We start from the raw sequence: 20,558 nt of genomic DNA on the forward strand, positions 1-20,558 counted from the left end.
CGGTCCAGCCCCTAAGCATCGTCTCCGCCGCCATGGTCCCGCACAATCTTGGTTTCCGGAGCGGGGGGTGCTTCATGAGGGCGGCCGAAATCGGCGGCCGCCGTTTCCTGTCCGGCATTGATGATCGAACGCCGAATGGCGCGGGTGCGCGTGAACATGGCTTCGAGCGAGTCGCCATCGCCATTGCGCACGGCGCGTTGCAGCACGGATAGATCCTCGAGGAACCGGCCCAGCATTTCAAGAACCGCATCGCGATTTGTCAGAAACACATCGCGCCACATGACGGGGTCGGATGCAGCGATGCGGGTGAAATCGCGGAAGCCGGACGCTGAAAACTTGATGACCTCGGACTGCGTCGCCGCTTCGAGATCGGCGACCGTGCCCACGATATTGTAGGCGACGAGATGCGGCACATGGCTCGTGATCGCCAGCACCATGTCGTGATGCGCCGCATCCATGCACTCGACATTGCTGCCCATGGCGCGCCAGAACGCGGCCAGGCGCGCGGTCTGGGCCTCGGGCACGTCCGACCCCGGCGTCAGCACGCACCAGCGCCCGGCAAAAAGCTCGGGAAAGCCTGCCGAGGGGCCGGAATGCTCCGTTCCTGCCAGCGGATGGCCGGGAATGAAATGAACGGTGGGTGGCAGATGGGGGGCAACGACCTTGACCACATGCTCCTTGACCGATCCCACATCCGACACGATTGCGCCCGGTTCGAGCGCCGGAGCAATGGCCTGGGCCAGCGTGTCATAGGCGCCCACTGGGGCACAAAGGATCACCAGATCCGCCCCACGCACCGCTTCGGCCGCATCGCGTGTATAGATGTCTCCAAGGCCCAGCGCGCGTGCTTCTTCAAGCGTTTCTTGCCGGCGCGTCATGACGGAAATGACGTCGACCAATCCCTGCCGCCGCGCGGCAAGCGCAATGGACGACCCGATGAGGCCGATACCGATCAAGGCAAGCTTGCGAAAATGAACGCTCATCGGCCTGCTCCCATCTCGGTCAGAATCCCGGCTACCCCGCGCATCGCCTCTTCCGAGCCAATCGAGATGCGCAAACCATTGGTGATGCCATAGGAGGGGCCAACCTCGCGCACCACATAGCCGCCTTTGAGCAAAGTCTCGAAGGCTTTGGCCGCAGCCGCGGCATCCTCGAAGAGCACGAGAATGAAATTGGCCTGGCTGGGCACGACGCGCATGGCATTGCCGTGCAATTGCGCGGTCAGCCACTCGCGCCAGCGGGCATTATGAGCACGCAAGTCCTCGTTGAACGCGACATCGCGCGTCGCCGCGGCCCCGGCCAGCTGGGCCGGAAGATTGACGTTGAAGGGCCCGCGAATGCGGTGAATGGCGTCCGTGACATGGTCGGGCGCCACCATCCAGCCGATGCGGGCGGCGGCAAGCCCCATCTTGGAAAAGGTGCGGACCATTACGACATTGTCCGCTTGGTCTACCAGCATCTGCCCCACCGAAAAATCGGCGGCGGTGACATATTCGGCATAGGCATTGTCGATGACAAGCAGGATATCGGGACGCAGCCCGGCATGAAGGCGGCGCATTTCGGCGTCGCTGAGATAGGTGCCGGTCGGATTGTTTGGATTGGCGAGCCAGACGATCTTGGTCCGCTCCGTCACCGCGGCCAGCAGCAGGTCGACATCGGCCGTGTAGTCGGTTTCTTCGGCCAGAACGATGCGGGCGCCGGCTGCCTTGGTGATGATGGGATAGACGGAAAAGCCGTAGCGGTTCATCACCGCCTCGTCGCCTTCCCCCAGATATGTCTGGGCCAGAAGGTGCAGGAGGTCATCAGAACCATTGCCGCAGATGATATGCGCCGGATCGATCCCGTGGATCTCGCCCAGGGCTTCGCGCAAAAGCCGGGAAGAGCCTTCGGGGTAGATTTCGAGATGCTCGGCCGCCGCGGCAAAGGCGGCAACGGCCTTGGGGCTCGCTCCGAGCGGGCTTTCATTGGCCGAAAGCTTGACCGCCTTGCTGCCCGGGGCGCCGGACTTGCCCGGCAGATAGGGCGCGATATCGAGAATGCCGGGCTGCGGCGTGGGGCGGTTCGGAGTGGTCATGACGCACTTTTCAGCAGGCAGGATAGGCCGCGCGGACCATATTCAAACCGGCCGGGAAAGGCAAAGGGTCTTCACCCCGACCGCGCCGTTGCCGGCGCCATGCCCGGCAGCCTGACATAGCGCTCGGCGCGCTTGCGCCGTGGAATTGCCGGAAACGCTTCCTTGCGGGCGCGCACGCAGATGACCCCGCTCATCGGAGGGCCGAAAATCCGCCCCAGCCCCTCGAAAAAGCGCGCAGAACGCAGCACCAGCGAGGATTGAACCGGCGGCATGAACAACCCGTCGCGCCAGGCTTCGGGCACAAAGGAATGGTCGCGCAGCAGCTTTTCGAGTTGCCCGCCCGAATAAGGATTGCCCTGGCCGAAAGGCGTCGCGTCGCGCTGCGCCCAGATGCCCCGCCGCCGCGGCACAACCACGATCAGGTGGCCATTGGGCGCCGTGACGCGCCAAAGCTCGCGCATCAGTTCCTCGGCATCGGCGACATGTTCGAGCGCATGGACAGCAATGGTCACATCGATCGCCGCATCGGTCAGCGGCATTTCGAGGGGGTCGCAAAGTACGGTTCGCGACGGGCCCTCGCGCGGCCAGGCCGAAGCGCCCTGGCGTGCCGGCATCAGCGCGATGACCCGCTCGGCAGGCTCGAGGGCGAAGCGCAGATAGGGGCTGGCAAAGCCGAGCCCCATGACCCTTTTGCCCGAGAGATCGGGGGTCAGGGCAATGATCTGCTCCCGCACCAATGTGCGGGTGATGCGCCCAAGGGGCGACTTGTAATAGCTGATCAGGCGGCCGACATCGCTTGTCATGCGAGGGACTTAGCCACAGGCCGCAGCGCTTGTCCAATGCTGCGGTTGTCATCGCTCCAGTGGGGCAATAGCTTGCCGGCACAACCAAGCGACACAGATTCTCAAGCACGGAGCCTTCTCATGGCCTTGATCGTGGATGTTTTTCCCGCCCGTTCGGACAATTACGGCTATCTTCTCCATGACGAGGCAACCGGCCGTACCGCCGCGCTCGATGCACCGGAAGCCGCAGCGATCCGCGCTGCGCTGACCCGTCGCGGCTGGACGCTGACCGACATCTTCATCACCCACCATCATATCGACCATGTCGAGGCCATTCCCGAGCTCAAGGCCGCCTTCGGCGCGCGGGTCGTGGGGCCACGGGGCGAGGCCGACAAAATCGAGGGTCTCGATGAGCTGGTGGGCGAAGGCGACACGGTCAGCCTTGGGGAAACCCGCTTCGATATCCTAGAAGCACCGGGCCATACGTTGGGCCACATCGTCTACCATGACGCTGCCGGCAAGCACCTGTTCTCGGCCGATGCGCTCTTTTCGCTCGGCGTGGGCCGCATGTTCGAGGGAACGCCGGGCCCGATGTGGGAAGGCGTCAAGCGGCTGCGCGCCCTGCCCGATGATACCCTGGTTTATTGCGGCCACGAATATACCCAGAGCAACGCCAAGTTTGCCTTGAGCATCGATCCGGACAATGCGGCACTCCAAGCGCGGGCGGCCGAGGTCGAGGCGCTGCGGGCCGAGGGAAAGCCCACCATCCCCTTCCGTCTTGGGGCGGACAAGAAGGCCAATCCTTTCCTCCGGGCCGATGCTCCGGAACTGGCGCGGTACTATGGCATTGACCCTTCGGACGTTGCAGCGGTGTTCGCCGCCATCCGCAAGGGCAAGGACGATTTTTGACGCCGACGCGCCTTTTCGGATACCAATTCGTTAACATCCTGTTAACGTCTGGCACGTGTCTTGCTACTTATGGAGCATGGGTCGATTGTCCTGTTCCAGAACGAGACAACTGACCCCGTTTGACACAGGCGAGGGTCCGAATGAGCGAAAGTGAAACACAGCGCAATCTTCTTCCGGTGCCCCAGGCACCGGCTGCCCGCCAGTCCTCGCTTTCGCAGGGCGCCCCGAGCGCCGCATTCGTCAGCCAGCTGATCGCCGGGCGCGATCGGCTCCCTCCGCAGCGCGAGCGGCGCCTCGCAAGCCTTGATCGGGCCGTCGGCGCCTATCGCATCGGCGCCGGCATGGCCGTCAAGCGCATGCCGGAAGGCTATCGCAAGACGATCCTTGCCTGAGCCGGTCAGCTCATCGACACATCGCGGCTGGCGCTGGTGATCGACACCGTGAACCCGGCCACCACATCGATCAGGCTCATGACCATGAGCAGGAAAAAGACCGAGCTCGAAGCCGCGCCCACCAGCAGGAATTCGATCAGAAACGCCACGAACACCACCATGGAGAGCATGTGCTCGACAATGGAGTTGCGCGCGATATTGGTCGATTTCAGCACCTCGAAAAACAGCATGACGATGCCGAGCACCAAAAGCAGGTCGCCGGCCGTGATCGCCCAGGGCATGCCCGAGGGCATGGGAACGGAAAACAGCCCTGCGCCCCAATTGATCGGATTGCCGCCGAAAAACAGAAACACCACGAGATTGTAGAGCACGAACGGCACGACCAGCAGCGGCACGATAAAGGGCGTGTTGCGCCGCGGCAGGGGATGGTTGGGCAGGACGACGGTTTCCGTCATGGCGGGCCTCCGGTTAGCGGATGAACCATGCCAGAGCTTGGTGTGCTCTGGAAGGGCCCAGCAGCCCCTTGCCCGGCTTCGGGCAAAGCGCTAGCAACAAGCCATGTATGACTTTTCAGCCGATAGCGCCGATTGCGCCCGTGCCATCGAGGCCGGTCTTTCCGATTATCTGACCGGCGCGCGGCTTTCCGGGCCCGGCCCGGCGGCCGATCGCGTGGTGGCAGCGATGCGCCATGGCGCGCTCGAAGGGGGCAAGCGCCTGCGGCCGCTTCTCGTGCGTCAGGCCGCTGCGATCTTTTCCCTGCCCAAGCCGGCAGCCTTGTCCACCGGGCTCGCCGTTGAAATGGTGCATTGCTATTCCCTGGTCCATGACGATCTGCCGGCCATGGACGATGACGATCTGCGCCGCGGCCGCCCCACCGTGCACAAGGCTTTTGATGAGGCCACCGCGATCCTTGCTGGAGATGCGCTGCTGACCCACGCCTTTGCGCTCTTGAGCGATCCGCTCTGCCATCCGGAAGCCGAGGTGCGGATCCGGCTCGTCTCGGAACTGGCGCTCGGCAGCGGCGCGGGCGGCATGGTGGGCGGACAGATGCGCGACATCGAGGGAGAAAAGGGCGGCTTTTCCCCCGGCGAGATATCGATCATGCAGTCGATGAAGACTGGCGCGCTGATCCGGGCGAGCGTGCGCATGGGCGCGATCCTGGGCGGGGCCGACCCGCGTGCGCTTTCCGCCCTTACCGCCTATGCCGAGGCCGCCGGCCGCGCGTTTCAGCTGGCCGACGACATTCTCGATGTCACTGCCACCCCCGAAACTATGGGCAAGGCTACCGGCAAGGATGCTGAGGCGGGCAAGCAGACACTGGTTTCAACGCTGGGCCTAGAGGGCGCGCGCAAGGTCCTCAACGATACGGTGACCGAAGCCATTCAGGCCCTGCGCACTTTTGGTCCCAAGGCTGACGGACTGCGCGCCACGGCTCGCTATTTCGCCAGCCGGGAGAAGTAACGTGGGAAATCTGCGTGCCGTCTGCATCGGCAAGGCCGAACGGATCGAGGGCTTTTCGCCGCTCACCGGCATCAACAAGCGCCCGGCCCCAGGTCCTGTCGCCATCGGGCGGGAGGGCATTGCACAGGACGCCATCCTCGACCGCAAGCACCATGGCGGGTTCGACCAGGCGATCTATGTTTACTTCCAGGCCGACTACGATTGGTGGGCGGGCGAACTCGGCTACGCTCCGGAGCCGGGACTTTTTGGCGAAAACCTCGTGATCGAAGGCCCGGCGAGCGCCGATACGGCAATCGGGGACCGCTTCAGGATCGGGGAGTGCCTTCTCGAAGTCACCTATCACCGCACCCCCTGCATGACCTTTGCCGCCAAGATGGGGGACAAGTTCTGGGCCAGGCGCTTCCATCGTGCCAACCGTCCGGGCGCCTATTGCCGCGTGCTGCAGCCGGGCACGGTGGAAAGCGGGCTTGCCGTCGAGCTTATCCCCTATGAGGGCGAACGCATCACCGTCTCGGACCTGATGGCATTCGACGTCACCAAGGATATCCCGCTCGATTTCATGCGCCGCGCGGTGACGACGCCCATCCGCGAAAAGACGCGGTTCAAATATGAAACGCGGCTGGCGGATTTGTTTTAGATACGAAACCTGTCATTGCCGTCACCACCCGGCCTGTCCGGGTGTCCAGGCGACCACAAGGTGGAATGCCCAGACGATCTCGGCAATGACGGCATACTGAGAGCACAAAGCAGAACATGAGCCTTGAATCCGTCCGCACCGACCTTGCTGCCCGCGCGCCCGACCTCAATGTCGAAGTGACCGGAGAGTCGACCGCGACCGTTCAGCTCGCGGCCGCCGTGCACGGGGTCGAGCCCGGCCAGATCGCCAAGACGCTCTGTATCCGCATCCGCGACGAGGAGGTGTTGCTGGTGACGCGGGGCGATGCACGGCTCGACAACCAGAAATCCAAGACCGCCTTTGGCGGGCGTCCGCGCATGCTCGGCTCGGAGGACGTGCTGCGCCTCACCAGCCATCCGGTAGGCGGGGTATGCCCGTTCGGTCTGCCCGCGCCGCTGCCGGTCTATCTCGACGCATCGCTCAGGATCTACGATGAGGTCATTCCCGCAGGCGGGGACACCCATGCCTCGGTTCGGCTCAGCGTCGGCCGGCTCGCGGAACTCTGCGGCAATCGCTGGGTCGATGCATGCCAGTTGCCCGACTGAGCGCAGACCTCGCAACCTTCATCAAGGCCAGGTTCTGCCTGACGCCCCTGCCCGTTCGACCGGACATCTCCCTTTACTGCCCGACGCCGCAAAGCGGGCTTATCGACTTTCTCGCCGCACACGGCCATGCCGGCCAGCCGCCCTATTGGGCTTATGCCTGGGGCGGCGGCGCGGCGCTGGCGCTCTATCTCCGGGATCGTCCCGATGCGGTTGCCGGCCGGAAAGTTCTGGATTTCGGCGCCGGATCGGGCCTAGTCGGCATCGCGGCGGCCAAGGCGGGCGCGTCAAAGGTCTGGACGCTTGACCCCGACCCTATCGCGCAATCGGCGATGGAGCTCAACGCCGAGGCCAATGGCGTCGCTCTCCAGCTCTGGGCGGAGACCGTCTTGCCGCCCGTCGACATCATCCTCGCCGGCGATGTGTTTTACGATGCCCGCGTTGCAAAGCTCACGCTGCCCATCCTTGCGGCTGCGGCCGAGGCCGGCAACGAGGTCCTTGTCGGCGACCCGTTCCGTCGCGATCTGCCTCTTGATCGGTTGCAGGTCCTCGCTCGATACGAGGTGCCCGATATGGGCAGTTCAGAGTTGGTGAAGGCGGGGGTTTTCAGCTTGCCTGGGCGCACCCCCTCCTAGCCTCCCCTTCTGGAGGGGGAGGTGAGATGGGGGGCTCTTGCCCGGGTCCAGCAAACCTCTTATATGCACCGCAAGCGAGGACGACCTCCCCCCAATTCCGGGCAATCGACACGGGACGGCCCGAAGACCAGGGGAAATCCCATGCGGACCACCGCAGATCGTATTCGTCACGCCATCAGCTTCGAAATCATCGGCATCCTGATCGCCACGCCGCTCGCCGCCTTCGCCTTCCACATGCATCCGGGCGACAGCGCCGTGATCGTTGTGGGCAGCGCCACGGTCGCAATGGGCTGGAACTATGTTTACAACCTGCTCTTTGACCACGCCATGAACCGCTTGCGCGGCACGACGCTCAAGACCCCGGCGCTGCGGGTATTGCATGCCGTGATGTTCGAGATCGGGCTTCTGATTATGCTCATGCCGCTGATCGCGCTCTATCTCGGCATTTCGCTGCTAGAGGCCTTCTTCATGGATATGGCCTTCGCGCTCTTCTACATGGTCTATGCGCTGGTGTTTAACTGGGCCTATGACCGCGTCTTTCCGCTCGCGGAGTGGCACCAAAAAGCCTGATTGCGGCACTAGGGCTTCGGCAAAACCGGCCACAAGGATCGACCATGCTGAAGCCACTTGCCCTTCTCGCCATTTCTCTGGGCAGCATTACTGCCGCCACTGCATCTTCGGGCGATGCCTGGGCCGAATTCGCTGCCGAGGTGGAAAAGGGCTGCCGCGCAGCGACGGCGGACTATTTCGCTGACCCAACGGTGATCGTTGATCCCTTCGGTAGCGAGAGCTTCGGCCTTGCGATCGTGTCGGGCGACACCGCCAGCATCGTTTGCGTCTTCGACAAGCAAACCAAGACCGTCGAAATCGGCGGCGAGCTCCCGGCCACCGTCACCCTAAAGGCTGCCGACTAGCTAGATTTGGCCCATCAGCTTGAGGGCGCCGAGCACGATGATCAGCATGGCGAGCCAGAAGATGCGGCGCTGATTGCGTCCGGTCATGACTGCCAGCTCCGCCAGCCGCGGGTCAGGCCATAGGCCACAAGTGTCGCGGCGGCGAGACCGGCATCGACTGGTCCCGCAGCAGCCGCCTCGGCATTGTCGGCGATGAACAGCGCCGAGACGCCGAGCGCGGCCTTATGGAAAAAGCTCACCTCCCAGATGCCGGCAGCGCGGCGGGGTCTGAGGGCCAGCATGAAATAAAGCAGCGAAAATACGCCATAGCCGAGCGCGCGCCAGAGTTCGATCCAGAGCGTTTCCGCCGGCACCGAGCCGAGGCTCCACAGCGCCTCGATCAGGGCAAAACCCGCAGCAATGCCGGCAAGGCCCATTAGCGCGCGCCCGATGCCATCGGCGATGCCGTCTATGCGATCAAAAGCCGCCATTACTCCGCCGCGTCCTGTCGTCCTGATCCGAACTTGCGCTCGATGTAATCGGCGACCATGACCTTGAACTGATCGGCGACATCTGCGCCGCGCAGGGTCGCGACCTTTTGGCCATCGACAAAGACGGGCGCTGCCGGCGTTTCGCCCGTGCCCGGCAGTGAAATGCCGATATTGGCGTGCTTGGATTCGCCGGGCCCATTGACGATGCAGCCCATCACCGCCACGGACAATGTCTCGACGCCGGGATAGCGCTCGCGCCATTCGGGCATGGACACATTGAGATGGTCCTGAATGTCCTTGGCCAGCGTCTGGAACGTGGTCGAGGTCGTGCGTCCGCAACCCGGGCAGGCGGCTACGACGGGCAGGAACTGTCGGAAGCCCATGGTCTGCAGCAGTTCCTGCGCGACCTTGACTTCGGTGGTGCGGTCGCCGCCCGGCTCAGGGGTAAGCGAGATGCGGATGGTGTCGCCGATCCCCTGCTGCAGCAAAATGCCGAGCGCGGCCGAGGAAGCAACGATCCCCTTGGAGCCCATGCCGGCCTCGGTCAGCCCCAGATGCAGCGCATAATCGCAGCGCGCCGCCAGATCCTGATAGACCGCGATCAGATGCTGCACGTCCGACACCTTGGTCGAAAGCAGGATCTGGTTGCGGCGCATGCCAAGCTCTTCCGCCCGCGCCGCTGAAAGGAGCGCGGACTGGATGATCGCCTCACGCTGCACCGCTGCCGCGGAGATCGGGTTGGCCGAAAGCGCATTCTCGTCCATCAGGCGCGTCAGCAGTTCTTCATCAAGCGAGCCCCAATTGACCCCGATGCGCACCGGCTTGTTGTAGCGGTTGGCGATCTCGATCAGGGTCGCGAACTGGGTATCGCGCTTGGCCTTGAAGCCGACATTGCCCGGATTGATGCGATATTTGGCGAGGGCTTCGGCGCAGGCCGGATGGTCGGTGAGGAGCTTGTGGCCGATATAGTGGAAGTCGCCGACGAGCGGCACATCGTAACCCATGACGGCCAGGCGATCGCGGATGATCGGCACGGCCGCCGCGCTCTCGTCGCGATCAACGGTGATGCGAACGATTTCCGAGCCGGCCCGCGCCAGCTGCATCACCTGGCGGACGGTGGCATCGATATCGGCGGTATCGGTATTGGTCATGGACTGGACGACCACGGGCGCACCGCCCCCGACCATCACGCCACCCACATCGACCCCGACTGACTGCCTCCGCGGCGCTGGACCGGCCATGTTCTTCCCCATTCACGCGTTTCTCCGAGATAGGCCTTCCTTTGTCCATGCGCAACTGAACAATGGCATGACGGTGTGCGGCAAAGCCGGAGAGGCTCGGCGCATAAATGTGATCGGCGCCATCTTGAACCGGGACGGGGCGGGGCCATTTACTGATCATGATGAACATGCTCCTCCCCCGCCTCATACTCTTCCGCAAGGAAGTCGTGCAGCTCTGGAAGGCTTTCTGGGCGCGCGAGACCCCGCTCTATCTGAAGGCGGCGACGCTGTTCGTTGCCTTCTACCTGATCAACCCGCTCGATATCCTGCCCGATTTCATTCCGCTCGTGGGCTGGGTCGACGATATCATCCTCGTGCCGCTGATGGTCAGCTGGATCGTATCCCGCCTGCCCGTTCCGGTTCCGGTTTATGCCGGCCGGCATGGCAAGACCGTCGATGGTCACGCGCGGCGGCTCTAGTCGCCAAAGATCTGGAAAGGCGCCCGCGGGGTGCCTTTTTGCTTTAGGCCCAAGTTGCCAGGCGACACCTCTCCCTCTGGGGGAGAGGTCGCCTCTACGCGGCGGGTGAGGGAGCCTTCAAAAGGCAATTCTAAGATCACGTACTCGCCGCCCGTGCATTGGCCTGCTTTACCAGCTCGTCGGGGATATCGTCGAAGCTGGCATAGTTCATGTTGTAAAGGCGCGAATAAAGCCCGCCCAGCGCCATGAGCTGGTCGTGATTGCCCTCCTCGATCTTCTCTCCGTTCTGCAGCACGATAATCCGGTCGGCGCCGCGGATGGTAGCGAGGCGATGGGCGATGACGAGGCCGGTTCGCCCTTCCAGCAACTTCTCTAGCGCTTTCTGGATCTGCCGCTCGGTATAGCTGTCGATATTGGCCGTGGCTTCGTCGAGAACCAGGATCTTGGCATCCGCCACGAGGGCGCGCGCGAAGCTGAGGAGCTGTCGCTGCCCCAGCGACAGGTTCGAGCCGCGTTGCTCGAGCTGGCTGTCATAGCCGCCCGGCAGGCGCTCGATGAAATCATGTGCCCCCACCGCCTTTGCCGCGGCGATCACGTCCTCGCGCGTGGCCGAGGCTTTGTTGTAGCGGATGTTTTCAAGCACCGTGCCGGTAAACAGGAACGGCTCCTGGAGAACCATCGCCACCTGTTCGCCAAGGCTCTCCTGAGTGACGTCACGCACATCGTGCCCCCCCACCAGCACCGCACCGCCCTGCACCTCATAAAAGCGATGGACCAGGGCCATGGCGCTGGTCTTGCCCGAGCCGGTGGGGCCGACAAGCGCCACCGTCTCGCCGGGATTGACCCGGAACGACACGTGCTTGAGCACCGCACGCTTGGGATCGTAGCCAAAGACCACATCCTTGAACTCGACCGATCCGTCCATCTCCGGCCCCAGCGTCAGGGCGCCGGGCTTATCGGTGATGGTGACCGGCAGATCCAGCACTTCGGTGATGCGGCGGCCCGAAGTCATGGCGCGCTGCATGATCGAGTATTGCATGGTCAGGGACCGGATCGGATCGAAAAAGCGCTGGATATAAAAGAGGAAAGCGACGATGACGCCGACCTGCAGCGATCCATTAAGGACCAGCGAGCCACCCACGAGCACGACGGTCGCCATGGAAATGCCGGTGAGGCTATCCACGATCGGCACCATCACCTGGGCGAATTTGCTGCCGGTCAGCTGCGTCTGCAGATTACCATAGGCCTTGTCGTCGTAGAGATCGAGATTGACCTGCTGGCGCTCGAGATTCTGCACCGTGCGCACGCCATTGATGCCCTCGGCCATGGCGCCATTGGTGAGCGAATTGGTTTCATGCGCGGCCCAGAAGGCACGCTTGGCCGGCGGCAGCCAGAAGATACGCACGATGAAAAGAATGGGCATGGTCAAAAGCGTCAGGAGCCCGAGCCAGGGGTCGAGCGTGAGCAGCACGATGACGATGCCGAACAGCAGCACCAGATCGCCCACCGAGATCACCGAGGTTTCCAAAAACTCCTGCATGGAATTGACGTCGCCCTGAAGCCGGCTCATCAGCCGGCCGACCTCGGTCTTGTCCATATAGCTCAGCGACACGCTTTGCAGCCGCGCCATCATGGCGCGGCGCATGTCGAAAAGAACGTTTTCCGCGACATGGCCAACCTGGGTCTCCTGCACATAGGAGGCGCCGAAATTGACGAGGACCGCGACCGCAAAGGCCGAAACCGCCCAAAGCAGGTTGGTGGTATTGCCGCCGGCTACCATGCCGCCATCGATAGCCCAGCCGATGATCAACGGGATGGCGAGCTGGGTCGCGGTAAACACCAGAACTGCCGCTACCGACAGATAGATCTTGAGCCGATAGGGTTTGACGAAGGCCCAGATGCGCCGCACGGTTTTCGGGTCATAAGCCTTGCCGAAAACCTCTTCCTCGATGCGGTGACTGCCCACCGAAGCGCGCGGCGGCCGCTGGCCGGGATAGCTGGCGCTGTCGCGTTCGTCGTCTTCGATCACGCTCATTGGGCAGCCTCCTCGTGGTCGAGATCGTCAGCAGGGCGGGTCTGAAGATCATAAAGCGCCTTGTAGCGCCCGCCCTGGGCGAGCAATTCGGCATGGGTGCCGCGCTCGGCCACTTCGCCGTTCTCGAGAAACAGGATCAGGTCCGCATGCATGAGCGAGGACAGGCGATGGGCGATGATGATGGTCACACGGTCGCTCGAATAGGCGCGGATGGCCGAGCGGATGCGATGCTCGGTGCCCGCATCGATGGCGGCGGTCGAATCGTCGAACACCATCACCGCCGGATGCAGTACGAGGCTGCGCGCGATCGAAAGGCGCTGCCGCTGACCGCCCGAAAGCGAGACACCGCGCTCGCCCACGACCGTGCCATAGTCGGTGGGCAGCCCCATGATGTAATTGTGCAGCTGCGCGCTTTCCGCCGCGCGCTCGATCTTGGTTTCCTTGGCCCAGGGATCGCCATAAGCAATGTTGTTTTCGATCGTGGTGGTGAACAAGAACGTGTCCTGCTGCACCACGGCCACCTGACGGCGCAGGGATTCGACCGTTACCTCGCGCACGTCCTGCCCATCGATGGTGATGCGGCCCGCGCTGACATCGTAAAAGCGCGGAATAAGATGGGCGATGGTGGACTTGCCGCTGCCAGGCGCACCGACAATGCCGATGGTCTGGCCTGCTTTGCCCTCGAAGCTGATGCCGCGCAGGGTCTCGTGATTGGCGCCGGGATAGGTGAAATGCACGTTCTCGAACCGCAGCGTGCCGTCACCGACCGCCAGCGGCTGGGCACCGGGTTTGTCCTCGATTTCGATGGCCTGGTCGATAAAGCCATAAAAACGCTGTCCGCAGGTATCGGCGCGGGCAAAGGAATTGACCATCATGCCCAGCTGGCGCACCGGCATCTGCAGAATGGTCATGAAGGTCAGAAAACTGGCCAAAGTGCCGACGCTGATCTCGCCTGCGATGACCTTGTTGCCGCCCACCCAGAGGACGAGCCCCATGGCGGCGAAAAAGGAGAAGGTCATCATCGACGTGTTCTTGACGCGCACCAGAACCCGCTCATGCGCCAGGTGCAAAGCCGACTTGGAGGCGGCGTCGAACTTGCCCAACTCATGCTTTTGCCCTGAAAAAGCGCGCACGACGCGAATGCCGCCAAGGTTCTCGTCCATCACCCGGGTCAGGACCGAAAGCTTTTGTTGCAGCACGAGCCAGGTTGCGCGCAGCGTGAGCTGCGCAACCGAGGAGCGCCAGGCGACAAAAGGCACGAAACTCAGCGCCAGCAGCCCCAGCACCACATCCGTCGTCAGCAGCATATAGGCGCCGGCCCCGATCAGCACCGTCAACAGGATCGTGCGTATGAAGCCGGTCGAAAAGAACATGCGCAGCCCATCGAGATCGAGCAGGCCGAGCGTGATCAGATCGCCCGAATGAATGCGGTCATGATAGGAATAGGAGAGCCTTTGGACCTTGTCGTAAAAGGCGAGCCGCAGCTCGTAGCCGACATGATGGCCCACCGATTCCGAAAAATAGTTCTGGGCGAGCGTAAAGAGCCCACGCGCCACCGACACCAGGAGCAGGGTGGCGGCTGTCCAGACTAGCGCCTGTTCGGCACCTTCCCCTGCTGTAACAAGGATATTTTGTGCCTGATCGACTGCCTGGCCGAGAAGCCGCGGGATCAGCAGCTGCAACACCGCCGCAATGATGGTGGCCCCGATGGCAAGGCCGGCCTGCCAATAGTGGCGGAGGGAAAACATCGTGATGCGCAAAAGCGGGCTCTGGCCTTTGCCAGAATGGACAGCAGCAACATGAGCCCGAGCATCGCCGCGCGAGCGCTCGCGGCCAGCCTTGAGGGTAGGCAAAGGAATATCCAGACTTAAAAATGAGGCCCGAAGGGGAGGCGGGAAACCGTCGACCGACGATCGGGCAAATCAATGCCTGCCTATAAAAAGCGCATTGGGGCTACCATTCAAGGTGCAAATTGCGCAAATTTCGCAAGTTTTCGGCGTCTGCTGCGGGATGAAGTGCTGCGGCACCGCCTTTCAAGCCGAAAAGGCCACGATACCTATGGTCGAGTGGCATGCACAAAGGATGGAGCGAAAGGTACCCCCACCTAACCTCCCCCTCCAGAAGGGGGAGGAATCTGCCGGTTCTTGTCGCGAGATCGAGGGCAACTCGATCTGTTCCCCCCTTCTGGAGGGGGAGGCTAGCAGGGGGTTAGCTCAGATTACGAAGATCGCCAAAAGATAGATCGTGAAAACAATTCTGATCATCCGCTCTACTCCAGCCGCACCAGTAGGTCCTTGGCGTCGATCTGATCGCCCGGCCGAACCAGCAGCTCCGCCACCACGCCATCGACTTCCGCGTGGATTGCCGTTTCCATCTTCATCGCTTCGATCGAGCACAAAACATCGCCCGCCTGCACGTTCTGGCCTTCCTTGACGGCAAGGGTCGAGATGACGCCCGGCATCGGCGCGCCGACCTGCTTGGGGTCGCCCGCCTGGGCCTTGGCGCGCGCCTTGACTTCGCCGGCCTTCAAGCGGTCCGGCACGGTGATGGTGCGCGGCTGGCCGTTGAGATCGAAGAAGACGCGGACTTCGCCCTTTTCATTGGTCGGCGCACGGCCGAGATAATTGACGACCAGCGTCTTGCCCTTTTCGATATCGACAAGCAGCTCGTCGCCTTCCTCGAGCCCATAGAAATAGACCGGCGTCGGCAAGACTTCGGTCGGCCCATAGCGGTCCTGGGTTTTTTCGAAGTCGCCATAGACCTTGGGATACATCAGATACGAGGCGAGCCGGAAGTCATCGACCGGCATGCCCACTTCATCCGAGATCTTCTTGCGCTCGGCCTCGAGATCGACATCCTTGAGATAGGAGCCCGGCCGCTCGGACAGCGGCGTGCGTCCTTTCAGAACCTTGCGCTGCAGCTTTTCCGGAAAACCACCCGGCGGCTGGCCGAGATCGCCGGCGAAGAAGCCTATGACGCTGTCGGGGAACGCGATGTCCTTGTCGGGATTTTCGACATCAGCGCGGGTAATGCCGGCCGAAACCATGGCCAGCGCCATGTCGCCGACGACCTTGGAGGACGGGGTCACCTTGACGATATCGCCAAACATCTGGTTGACGTCGGCATATGTCTCAGCCACCTCGTGCCAGCGCGTTTCAAGGCCCAGCGAACGCGCCTGCTCCTTGAGATTGGTGAACTGGCCGCCCGGCATTTCGTGGAGATAGACTTCCGAAGCGCCGCCCTTGAGATCGCTTTCGAAGGCGCGGTACTGCGTACGCACCGCTTCCCAATAAAACGAAATCTGCCGGATCGCCTTGGGGTCGAGCTGGGGATCGCGGCTGTCGCCTTCGAGCGCTGCGACCAGCGAGCCCAGCGTCGGCTGGGAGGTCGTCGAAGAGAGAGCGTCCATGGCCGCATCGACCGCATCGACCCCGGCCTCAACCGCTGCCAGCACAGTTGCTGCCGAAGCGCCCGAGGTGTCGTGGGTGTGAAGATGGATCGGCAGGTCCGTTTCGTTGCGCAGCGTTTCGATCAGCTTTTTCGCCGCGGCAGGCTTCAGCAGCCCCGCCATGTCCTTGATCCCAAGCACATGAACGCCGGCGGCTTCGAGTTCCTTGGCGAGACTGACATAATATTTGAGGTCATATTTGCTGCGATCGGGATCGAAGAGATCGCCGGTATAGCAGATGGCGCCTTCCGCCACCTTGCCTTCGGCCGCTACGGCATCGATCGAGACGCGCATGTTCTCGACCCAGTTAAGGCAATCGAAGATGCGGAAGATATCGACCCCGCCCCGCGCTGCCTGCTTGACGAAGAATTTGACAACATTGTCGGGGTAATTGGTGTAGCCGACGCCATTGCTGCCGCGCAGCAGCATCTGCGTCAGGATATTAGGCGCGCCTTCGCGCACCTTCGCAAGACGCTCCCACGGATCCTCGTTGAGGAAGCGCATGGACACGTCGAACGTTGCGCCGCCCCAGCATTCAAGGCTGAAAAGATTGGGAAGGCCGCGCGAATAGGCCTGCGCAATGCGGGTAATGTCGAAGGACCGCATGCGCGTTGCCAGCAACGACTGGTGCGCGTCGCGCATGGTCGTGTCGGTAAAGAGCACGCGGCCTTGGCTCTTCATCCACTTGGCTAGGCCGGCCGGACCATCGCGATCGAGCACCTGACGGCTGCCTTCGATTGCCGCGAGCGGCGGGAAATCGGGCACGAAGGGCGCAGCGGCATCGGCCGGGGGGCGCGGCCGGTCGCGCACTTCCGGGTGCCCGTTCACCGTCACGTCGGCGATATAGGAGAGCAGTTTGGTCGCCCGGTCACGGCGCGGCTTGAAGTTGAACAGCTCCGGCGTCGTGTCGATGAAGCGCGTCGTATAGCGGTTCTCGACGAAGTCAGGATGGGTGATGATGTTTTCGAGGAACGCCAGGTTGGTGGCAACGCCGCGAATACGGAATTCCCGCAAGGCGCGATGCATGCGGGCAATGGCTTCCTCGGCCGATGGCGCCCAGCAGGTCACCTTTTCAAGGAGCGGATCGTAGTAGCGGGTGATAACCGCGCCAGAATAGGCTGTGCCGCCATCAAGACGCACGCCAAAGCCTGTCGCGCCGCGATAGGCGGTAATGCGCCCATAGTCGGGAATGAAATTCTGTTCAGGATCTTCCGTCGTTACGCGGCACTGGATGGCATTGCCGTTGAGCCGGATGTTTTCCTGAAGCGGCACACCGGATTCAGGAGCGCCGATCACTGCGCCATCGAGCAGATGGATTTGCGCCTTGACGATGTCGATCCCCGTCACCTCTTCGGTGACCGTATGCTCGACCTGGATGCGCGGGTTGACTTCGATGAAGTAGAACTTGTCCGTATCGGCATCCATCAGGAATTCGACGGTGCCGGCGCCGCGATAATTGGCGGCACTGCCCAAGCGCACGGCGGCATCGGTCAGGTCCTTGCGGACCGCGTCAGACAAGTAGGGCGCCGGCGCGCGCTCGACGACCTTCTGGTTGCGCCGCTGCACCGAGCAATCGCGCTCGAAAAGATGGACGAGATTGCCATGGTCGTCGCCGATCAGCTGCACTTCGACGTGCCGCGCCCGCTCGATCAGCTTTTCAAGATACATCTCGTCCTTGCCGAAGGCTGCCTTCGCTTCGCGCTTGCCTTCCGAGACTTCATTGACAAGGTGAGCCTCGTCCATGATCCGGCGCATGCCACGCCCGCCGCCGCCCCACGACGCCTTGAGCATAAGTGGATAGCCGATCTCGGCGGCCATGCGCTTGACTTCATTCATGTCGTCGGGGAGCGCGTCCGTCGCCGGAACTACCGGCACGTCGGACTTGATCGCCATATTGCGCGCGGCAACCTTGTTGCCGAGATCGCGCATGGTCTGGGCACGCGGGCCAATGAAGATGATCCCCGCATCGTCGCACGCATCAACGAACTCTGGGGATTCCGAAAGGAGCCCATAGCCGGGATGGATCGCATCGGCGCCGGAAATGCGCGCGATGCGGATATATTCTTCGATCTGGAGATAGGCTTCGACGGGGCCCTTGCCCTTGCCAATCAGATAAGCCTCGTCGGCCTTGAACCGGTGCAGCGCCAGCTTGTCTTCCTCGGCATAGACCGCAACGGTCCTGAGGCCGAGCTCATTGGCGGCGCGAAACACGCGGATGGCGATCTCGCTGCGATTAGCGACGAGGATTTTCTTGATTGGCATCGATTTAAATTTCCGAGCAAGAGAGGACTGGGGCTCCCCTCCGGAGCCCGGCTCAGCACTGTCGGTAGCCAGGATGGCGGGCCATCCAAGCCGCCAAAGTCGGTCGTGTCAGCTTCTGGAGAGAATGCCCGCCAGATGGCTCATGTCGTAGCCGGCTTCAGCCGCCTGCGCGATGATGTCGGAGGCTTCCATCTGCCCGGATTGGCTCAGGGCCCAAAGCGTGGTCGAGCGCGTACCGGAGCGGCAGAAGCAGAATACGGGACCAGCACTCCCCTCGAGCGCGGCCTTGGTCTTTGCAACGAGTTCGGGGCTGACCCCGTCCCGGCCCAGCGGAATGGCATAATAGGCAAGACCTTCAGCCTTGGCTGCGGCTTCGATCTCTTCGCTCGCCGGCTGGTCGGGCGATTCGCCGTCGGGACGGTTATTGACGATGGCGGTAAAGCCCAGGGATTTGAGCGTTGCAACATCCTCGGGCATGATCTGTCCGGAAACGCTGACGTGATCGTTGATACGCTTCAAGTCCAAGTCGATACTCCCCGCTTTCGCCCGAAGGCTTTCCTCCTTCTTATATCCAAGCCAAAGCGCGGCATGCAACTGCTGCTTGGGTGGGATAGGGAAAGCTTATGCCCTCATGCCGCGTTTGCAACCTGACGGGCAGCAAGCGGGCTCGGGCGCCCCAGAAGATAGCCCTGGAAGGCCGAACAGCCGGCGCGGCGCAAGAGATCGAGCTGGATCTCGGTCTCCACTCCCTCGGCGATCACCTCCACATCGAGCGAGCGGGCGATGTCGCAAATGGCGGCAACGATCATCGCATCGATCCGGTTGTCCCCCAGATTGGCTACATAGGAACGGTCGATCTTGATGATGTCGAAGGCAAAGCCACGCAGATATTGCAAGCTGGCGTGACCGGCGCCGAAATCGTCGATCGCAACCTTGATGCCGCTGGCGCGCAAGGCTTCGAGATTGGCCTGCTCAATGGCGCCGGCCACAAGGGGCACGGTTTCGGTGATCTCGACGATCAGCCGGTCCGCAGCGGCGCCGCATTCGGCCAGCACATCGGCAAAGCGGCGGGCGAAATCGCCCCGCCTCAGCTGCGCTGCCGAAATATTGACCGCAACGGGCGTGCCGAGCCGGTCGAGATCGGCGCAGGCCCGATGGAGAACCCAATCGCCCAGCTTGTCGATCAGGTCACTCTCTTCGGCAATCGGCACGAACTGTGCCGGTGAAATGGTGCCGCGCACCGGGTGGCGCCAACGCACCAGCGCCTCGTGGGAACGAAGGCGCATCTGCCCGTCGAACACCGGCTGGTAATAGAGTTCGAGTTCGTCCATCAACAGCGCGGCGCGCAGTTCGCGCTCGATGAAACGGCGGTGCCGCTCGTCTCCGAGCATGTCGGGATCGAAGGCGACCACCTGGCGACGTCCCGCCTTCTTGCCCTGATAAAGCGCCAGATCCGCCTTGGCGATCAGATCGTCGACATCGCTGGCATCACGCGGGGCAAGGGCAATGCCGATGGTGGCCGAGAGGCTGGTGGGGCGGCCTGCGATATTGGCTGGCCGATCGAGCCGGCGCAGCAATTCCTCGGCGAGACGGCGCAACGCGCCTTCGCTATCGCAACCGGGCAAGGCAATGCCGAATTCATCGCCTCCGAGACGCCCGACAATGGCGCCCGGCATCACCTGGCCGACAAGCTTGGCCAGATGCACGAGCGCCGCATCGCCTGCCGCGTGGCCTGATCCGTCGTTGATGACCTTGAGATTGTCCATGTCGAGAAGCAGATAGCCCAGGACCTTGTCCGAGCCATGATAGACCTCGGCCCGCAGCGCCTGCATGAAATAGGCGCGGGCAAACACGCCCGTCAGGGCATCCCGGTGCACCAAAGCAAGGCCCGCCCGCATGGCGCGCGCGGCGGCGACAACGCGCAACCGCACCAGCCGGTGCCCCATGACGAGCCCTGCAAGTCCCGCCGTCGTAACGGTCAGTAGCGTCAGCGTGGGAACGGGATTGAACCCGTAGCTAGCAAGGCCGACAACCACCAGCGTCAGAAGCACGCCTGCCTGCACCAGGGCGACCTGACGATAGCCGGCCAGAATGGTATCGAGCTTTTCAACCTGCCCGATATCGCGCTCGGCCTCGCGCCTTGCGCGGGCAACCCGCTCCGGGCGCGAGATCGTGCGGCGGAGAAGAGCCCGGCTGCGCGCAGTGAATGGAGAAGTCATAGAAAACTAAGGGTCTAGCGGTCGTCGTCCACCCAATTCT

At 62.8% G+C, this 20,558-nt stretch carries 20 protein-coding genes; 9 read left to right on the forward strand and 11 right to left on the reverse strand.

What is annotated here, in order from left to right:
* Positions 1-11 precede the first annotated feature (11 nt).
* The 3 genes from BM364_RS13540 to BM364_RS13550 form a co-directional block, all read right to left on the reverse strand.
* On the reverse strand, positions 12-983 hold the full coding sequence (locus BM364_RS13540) for a prephenate/arogenate dehydrogenase family protein (RefSeq protein ID WP_092425505.1): 972 nt from the start codon (positions 981-983) through the stop codon (positions 12-14).
* Positions 980-2,074 carry a pyridoxal phosphate-dependent aminotransferase gene (locus BM364_RS13545; RefSeq protein WP_092425507.1) on the reverse strand — a complete coding sequence of 365 codons (1,095 nt, stop codon included), beginning with the start codon at positions 2,072-2,074 and terminating at the stop codon, positions 980-982. The genes BM364_RS13540 and BM364_RS13545 overlap by 4 nt, the downstream gene beginning before the upstream one ends.
* A 71-nt stretch (positions 2,075-2,145) precedes the next feature.
* The gene (locus BM364_RS13550; protein ID WP_092425508.1) at positions 2,146-2,877 is read right to left on the reverse strand and encodes a class I SAM-dependent methyltransferase; all 732 of its coding nucleotides are present in this window, start codon (positions 2,875-2,877) and stop codon (positions 2,146-2,148) included.
* Positions 2,878-2,997: 120 nt separating this feature from the next.
* Here BM364_RS13550 and gloB point away from each other — a divergent pair, with 120 nt between their 5' ends.
* Positions 2,998-3,765 (forward strand): hydroxyacylglutathione hydrolase, encoded by a 768-nt coding sequence (gene gloB / locus BM364_RS13555; RefSeq protein WP_092425510.1) that lies wholly within the window; start codon positions 2,998-3,000, stop codon positions 3,763-3,765.
* Between the two features lie 140 nt (positions 3,766-3,905).
* Positions 3,906-4,157 carry a hypothetical protein gene (locus tag BM364_RS13560; RefSeq protein ID WP_092425511.1) on the forward strand — a complete coding sequence of 84 codons (252 nt, stop codon included), beginning with the start codon at positions 3,906-3,908 and terminating at the stop codon, positions 4,155-4,157.
* Between the two features lie 5 nt (positions 4,158-4,162).
* Here BM364_RS13560 and BM364_RS13565 read toward each other — a convergent pair whose 3' ends face one another.
* A complete protein-coding gene (locus tag BM364_RS13565) occupies positions 4,163-4,612 on the reverse strand; it encodes a hypothetical protein (RefSeq protein WP_092425513.1) in 450 nt (149 codons plus the stop codon).
* Between the two features lie 103 nt (positions 4,613-4,715).
* Between BM364_RS13565 and BM364_RS13570 the strand changes: the two genes are divergently transcribed.
* The 6 genes from BM364_RS13570 to BM364_RS13595 all read left to right on the forward strand — a co-directional run bounded on the left by BM364_RS13570 (position 4,716) and on the right by BM364_RS13595 (position 8,385).
* Positions 4,716-5,618 (forward strand): polyprenyl synthetase family protein, encoded by a 903-nt coding sequence (locus BM364_RS13570; protein WP_092425515.1) that lies wholly within the window; start codon positions 4,716-4,718, stop codon positions 5,616-5,618.
* A gap of 1 nt (position 5,619) precedes the next feature.
* Positions 5,620-6,255, forward strand: a complete 636-nt coding sequence (locus BM364_RS13575; protein WP_175528611.1) for an MOSC domain-containing protein — start codon at positions 5,620-5,622, stop codon at positions 6,253-6,255.
* A gap of 116 nt (positions 6,256-6,371) precedes the next feature.
* Positions 6,372-6,839, forward strand: a complete 468-nt coding sequence (locus BM364_RS13580) for a YbaK/EbsC family protein (RefSeq protein ID WP_092425518.1) — start codon at positions 6,372-6,374, stop codon at positions 6,837-6,839.
* Positions 6,821-7,471, forward strand: coding sequence for a class I SAM-dependent methyltransferase (locus BM364_RS13585; protein WP_092425520.1), 651 nt, complete (start codon positions 6,821-6,823; stop codon positions 7,469-7,471). The genes BM364_RS13580 and BM364_RS13585 overlap by 19 nt, the downstream gene beginning before the upstream one ends.
* A 141-nt stretch (positions 7,472-7,612) precedes the next feature.
* Entirely contained in the window at positions 7,613-8,041 is a 429-nt protein-coding gene (locus BM364_RS13590; protein WP_092425521.1) for a PACE efflux transporter, read from the forward strand.
* A 44-nt stretch (positions 8,042-8,085) separates the two neighbouring features.
* A complete protein-coding gene (locus BM364_RS13595; protein WP_092425523.1) occupies positions 8,086-8,385 on the forward strand; it encodes a hypothetical protein in 300 nt (99 codons plus the stop codon).
* Positions 8,386-8,468: 83 nt separating this feature from the next.
* Here BM364_RS13595 and BM364_RS13600 read toward each other — a convergent pair whose 3' ends face one another.
* Together BM364_RS13600 and ispG are read right to left on the reverse strand one after the other, a co-directional pair.
* A complete protein-coding gene (locus tag BM364_RS13600; protein ID WP_092425525.1) occupies positions 8,469-8,855 on the reverse strand; it encodes a hypothetical protein in 387 nt (128 codons plus the stop codon).
* Positions 8,855-10,096: a flavodoxin-dependent (E)-4-hydroxy-3-methylbut-2-enyl-diphosphate synthase gene (gene ispG, locus BM364_RS13605; RefSeq protein ID WP_175528612.1), complete on the reverse strand. Its 1,242-nt coding sequence runs from the start codon at positions 10,094-10,096 to the stop codon at positions 8,855-8,857. The genes BM364_RS13600 and ispG overlap by 1 nt, the downstream gene beginning before the upstream one ends.
* A gap of 158 nt (positions 10,097-10,254) precedes the next feature.
* On the opposite strand from ispG, the gene BM364_RS13610 reads away from it, so the two are divergent.
* The gene (locus tag BM364_RS13610) at positions 10,255-10,554 is read left to right on the forward strand and encodes a YkvA family protein (RefSeq protein WP_092425529.1); all 300 of its coding nucleotides are present in this window, start codon (positions 10,255-10,257) and stop codon (positions 10,552-10,554) included.
* A gap of 136 nt (positions 10,555-10,690) precedes the next feature.
* On the opposite strand, the gene BM364_RS13615 is transcribed toward BM364_RS13610, so the two are convergent.
* The 5 genes from BM364_RS13615 to BM364_RS13640 all read right to left on the reverse strand — a co-directional run bounded on the left by BM364_RS13615 (position 10,691) and on the right by BM364_RS13640 (position 20,518).
* Positions 10,691-12,589 (reverse strand): ABC transporter ATP-binding protein, encoded by a 1,899-nt coding sequence (locus tag BM364_RS13615; RefSeq protein WP_092425531.1) that lies wholly within the window; start codon positions 12,587-12,589, stop codon positions 10,691-10,693.
* A complete protein-coding gene (locus BM364_RS13620; RefSeq protein ID WP_092426336.1) occupies positions 12,586-14,337 on the reverse strand; it encodes an ABC transporter ATP-binding protein in 1,752 nt (583 codons plus the stop codon). Before BM364_RS13620 ends, BM364_RS13615 begins: the two co-directional genes overlap by 4 nt.
* A 521-nt stretch (positions 14,338-14,858) precedes the next feature.
* Positions 14,859-18,299, reverse strand: a complete 3,441-nt coding sequence (gene pyc, locus BM364_RS13630) for a pyruvate carboxylase (protein ID WP_092425534.1) — start codon at positions 18,297-18,299, stop codon at positions 14,859-14,861.
* A 108-nt stretch (positions 18,300-18,407) separates the two neighbouring features.
* Positions 18,408-18,824: a protein tyrosine phosphatase family protein gene (locus tag BM364_RS13635; protein ID WP_092426338.1), complete on the reverse strand. Its 417-nt coding sequence runs from the start codon at positions 18,822-18,824 to the stop codon at positions 18,408-18,410.
* 104 nt (positions 18,825-18,928) lie between these two features.
* Positions 18,929-20,518 (reverse strand): putative bifunctional diguanylate cyclase/phosphodiesterase, encoded by a 1,590-nt coding sequence (locus BM364_RS13640; protein ID WP_092425536.1) that lies wholly within the window; start codon positions 20,516-20,518, stop codon positions 18,929-18,931.
* Positions 20,519-20,558 lie beyond the last annotated feature (40 nt).

Source organism: Devosia crocina (assembly GCF_900116545.1).
Taxonomy (GTDB): domain Bacteria; phylum Pseudomonadota; class Alphaproteobacteria; order Rhizobiales; family Devosiaceae; genus Devosia; species Devosia crocina.

What these genes read in the sequence shown, in the direction of transcription:
- BM364_RS13620 (WP_092426336.1), bottom strand. Translation starts at nt 14,337, where the DNA reads ATGTTTTCCCTCCGCCACTATTGGCAGGCCGGCCTTGCCATCGGGGCC.
- BM364_RS13615 (WP_092425531.1), bottom strand. Translation starts at nt 12,589, where the DNA reads ATGAGCGTGATCGAAGACGACGAACGCGACAGCGCCAGCTATCCCGGC.
- pyc (WP_092425534.1), bottom strand. Translation starts at nt 18,299, where the DNA reads ATGCCAATCAAGAAAATCCTCGTCGCTAATCGCAGCGAGATCGCCATC.
- BM364_RS13640 (WP_092425536.1), bottom strand. Translation starts at nt 20,518, where the DNA reads ATGACTTCTCCATTCACTGCGCGCAGCCGGGCTCTTCTCCGCCGCACG.
- BM364_RS13590 (WP_092425521.1), top strand. Translation starts at nt 7,613, where the DNA reads ATGCGGACCACCGCAGATCGTATTCGTCACGCCATCAGCTTCGAAATC.
- BM364_RS13600 (WP_092425525.1), bottom strand. Translation starts at nt 8,855, where the DNA reads ATGGCGGCTTTTGATCGCATAGACGGCATCGCCGATGGCATCGGGCGC.
- BM364_RS13570 (WP_092425515.1), top strand. Translation starts at nt 4,716, where the DNA reads ATGTATGACTTTTCAGCCGATAGCGCCGATTGCGCCCGTGCCATCGAG.
- BM364_RS13560 (WP_092425511.1), top strand. Translation starts at nt 3,906, where the DNA reads ATGAGCGAAAGTGAAACACAGCGCAATCTTCTTCCGGTGCCCCAGGCA.
- BM364_RS13565 (WP_092425513.1), bottom strand. Translation starts at nt 4,612, where the DNA reads ATGACGGAAACCGTCGTCCTGCCCAACCATCCCCTGCCGCGGCGCAAC.
- BM364_RS13550 (WP_092425508.1), bottom strand. Translation starts at nt 2,877, where the DNA reads ATGACAAGCGATGTCGGCCGCCTGATCAGCTATTACAAGTCGCCCCTT.
- BM364_RS13540 (WP_092425505.1), bottom strand. Translation starts at nt 983, where the DNA reads ATGAGCGTTCATTTTCGCAAGCTTGCCTTGATCGGTATCGGCCTCATC.
- BM364_RS13545 (WP_092425507.1), bottom strand. Translation starts at nt 2,074, where the DNA reads ATGACCACTCCGAACCGCCCCACGCCGCAGCCCGGCATTCTCGATATC.
- BM364_RS13595 (WP_092425523.1), top strand. Translation starts at nt 8,086, where the DNA reads ATGCTGAAGCCACTTGCCCTTCTCGCCATTTCTCTGGGCAGCATTACT.
- ispG (WP_175528612.1), bottom strand. Translation starts at nt 10,096, where the DNA reads ATGGCCGGTCCAGCGCCGCGGAGGCAGTCAGTCGGGGTCGATGTGGGT.
- BM364_RS13585 (WP_092425520.1), top strand. Translation starts at nt 6,821, where the DNA reads ATGCCAGTTGCCCGACTGAGCGCAGACCTCGCAACCTTCATCAAGGCC.
- BM364_RS13580 (WP_092425518.1), top strand. Translation starts at nt 6,372, where the DNA reads ATGAGCCTTGAATCCGTCCGCACCGACCTTGCTGCCCGCGCGCCCGAC.
- BM364_RS13610 (WP_092425529.1), top strand. Translation starts at nt 10,255, where the DNA reads ATGATGAACATGCTCCTCCCCCGCCTCATACTCTTCCGCAAGGAAGTC.
- gloB (WP_092425510.1), top strand. Translation starts at nt 2,998, where the DNA reads ATGGCCTTGATCGTGGATGTTTTTCCCGCCCGTTCGGACAATTACGGC.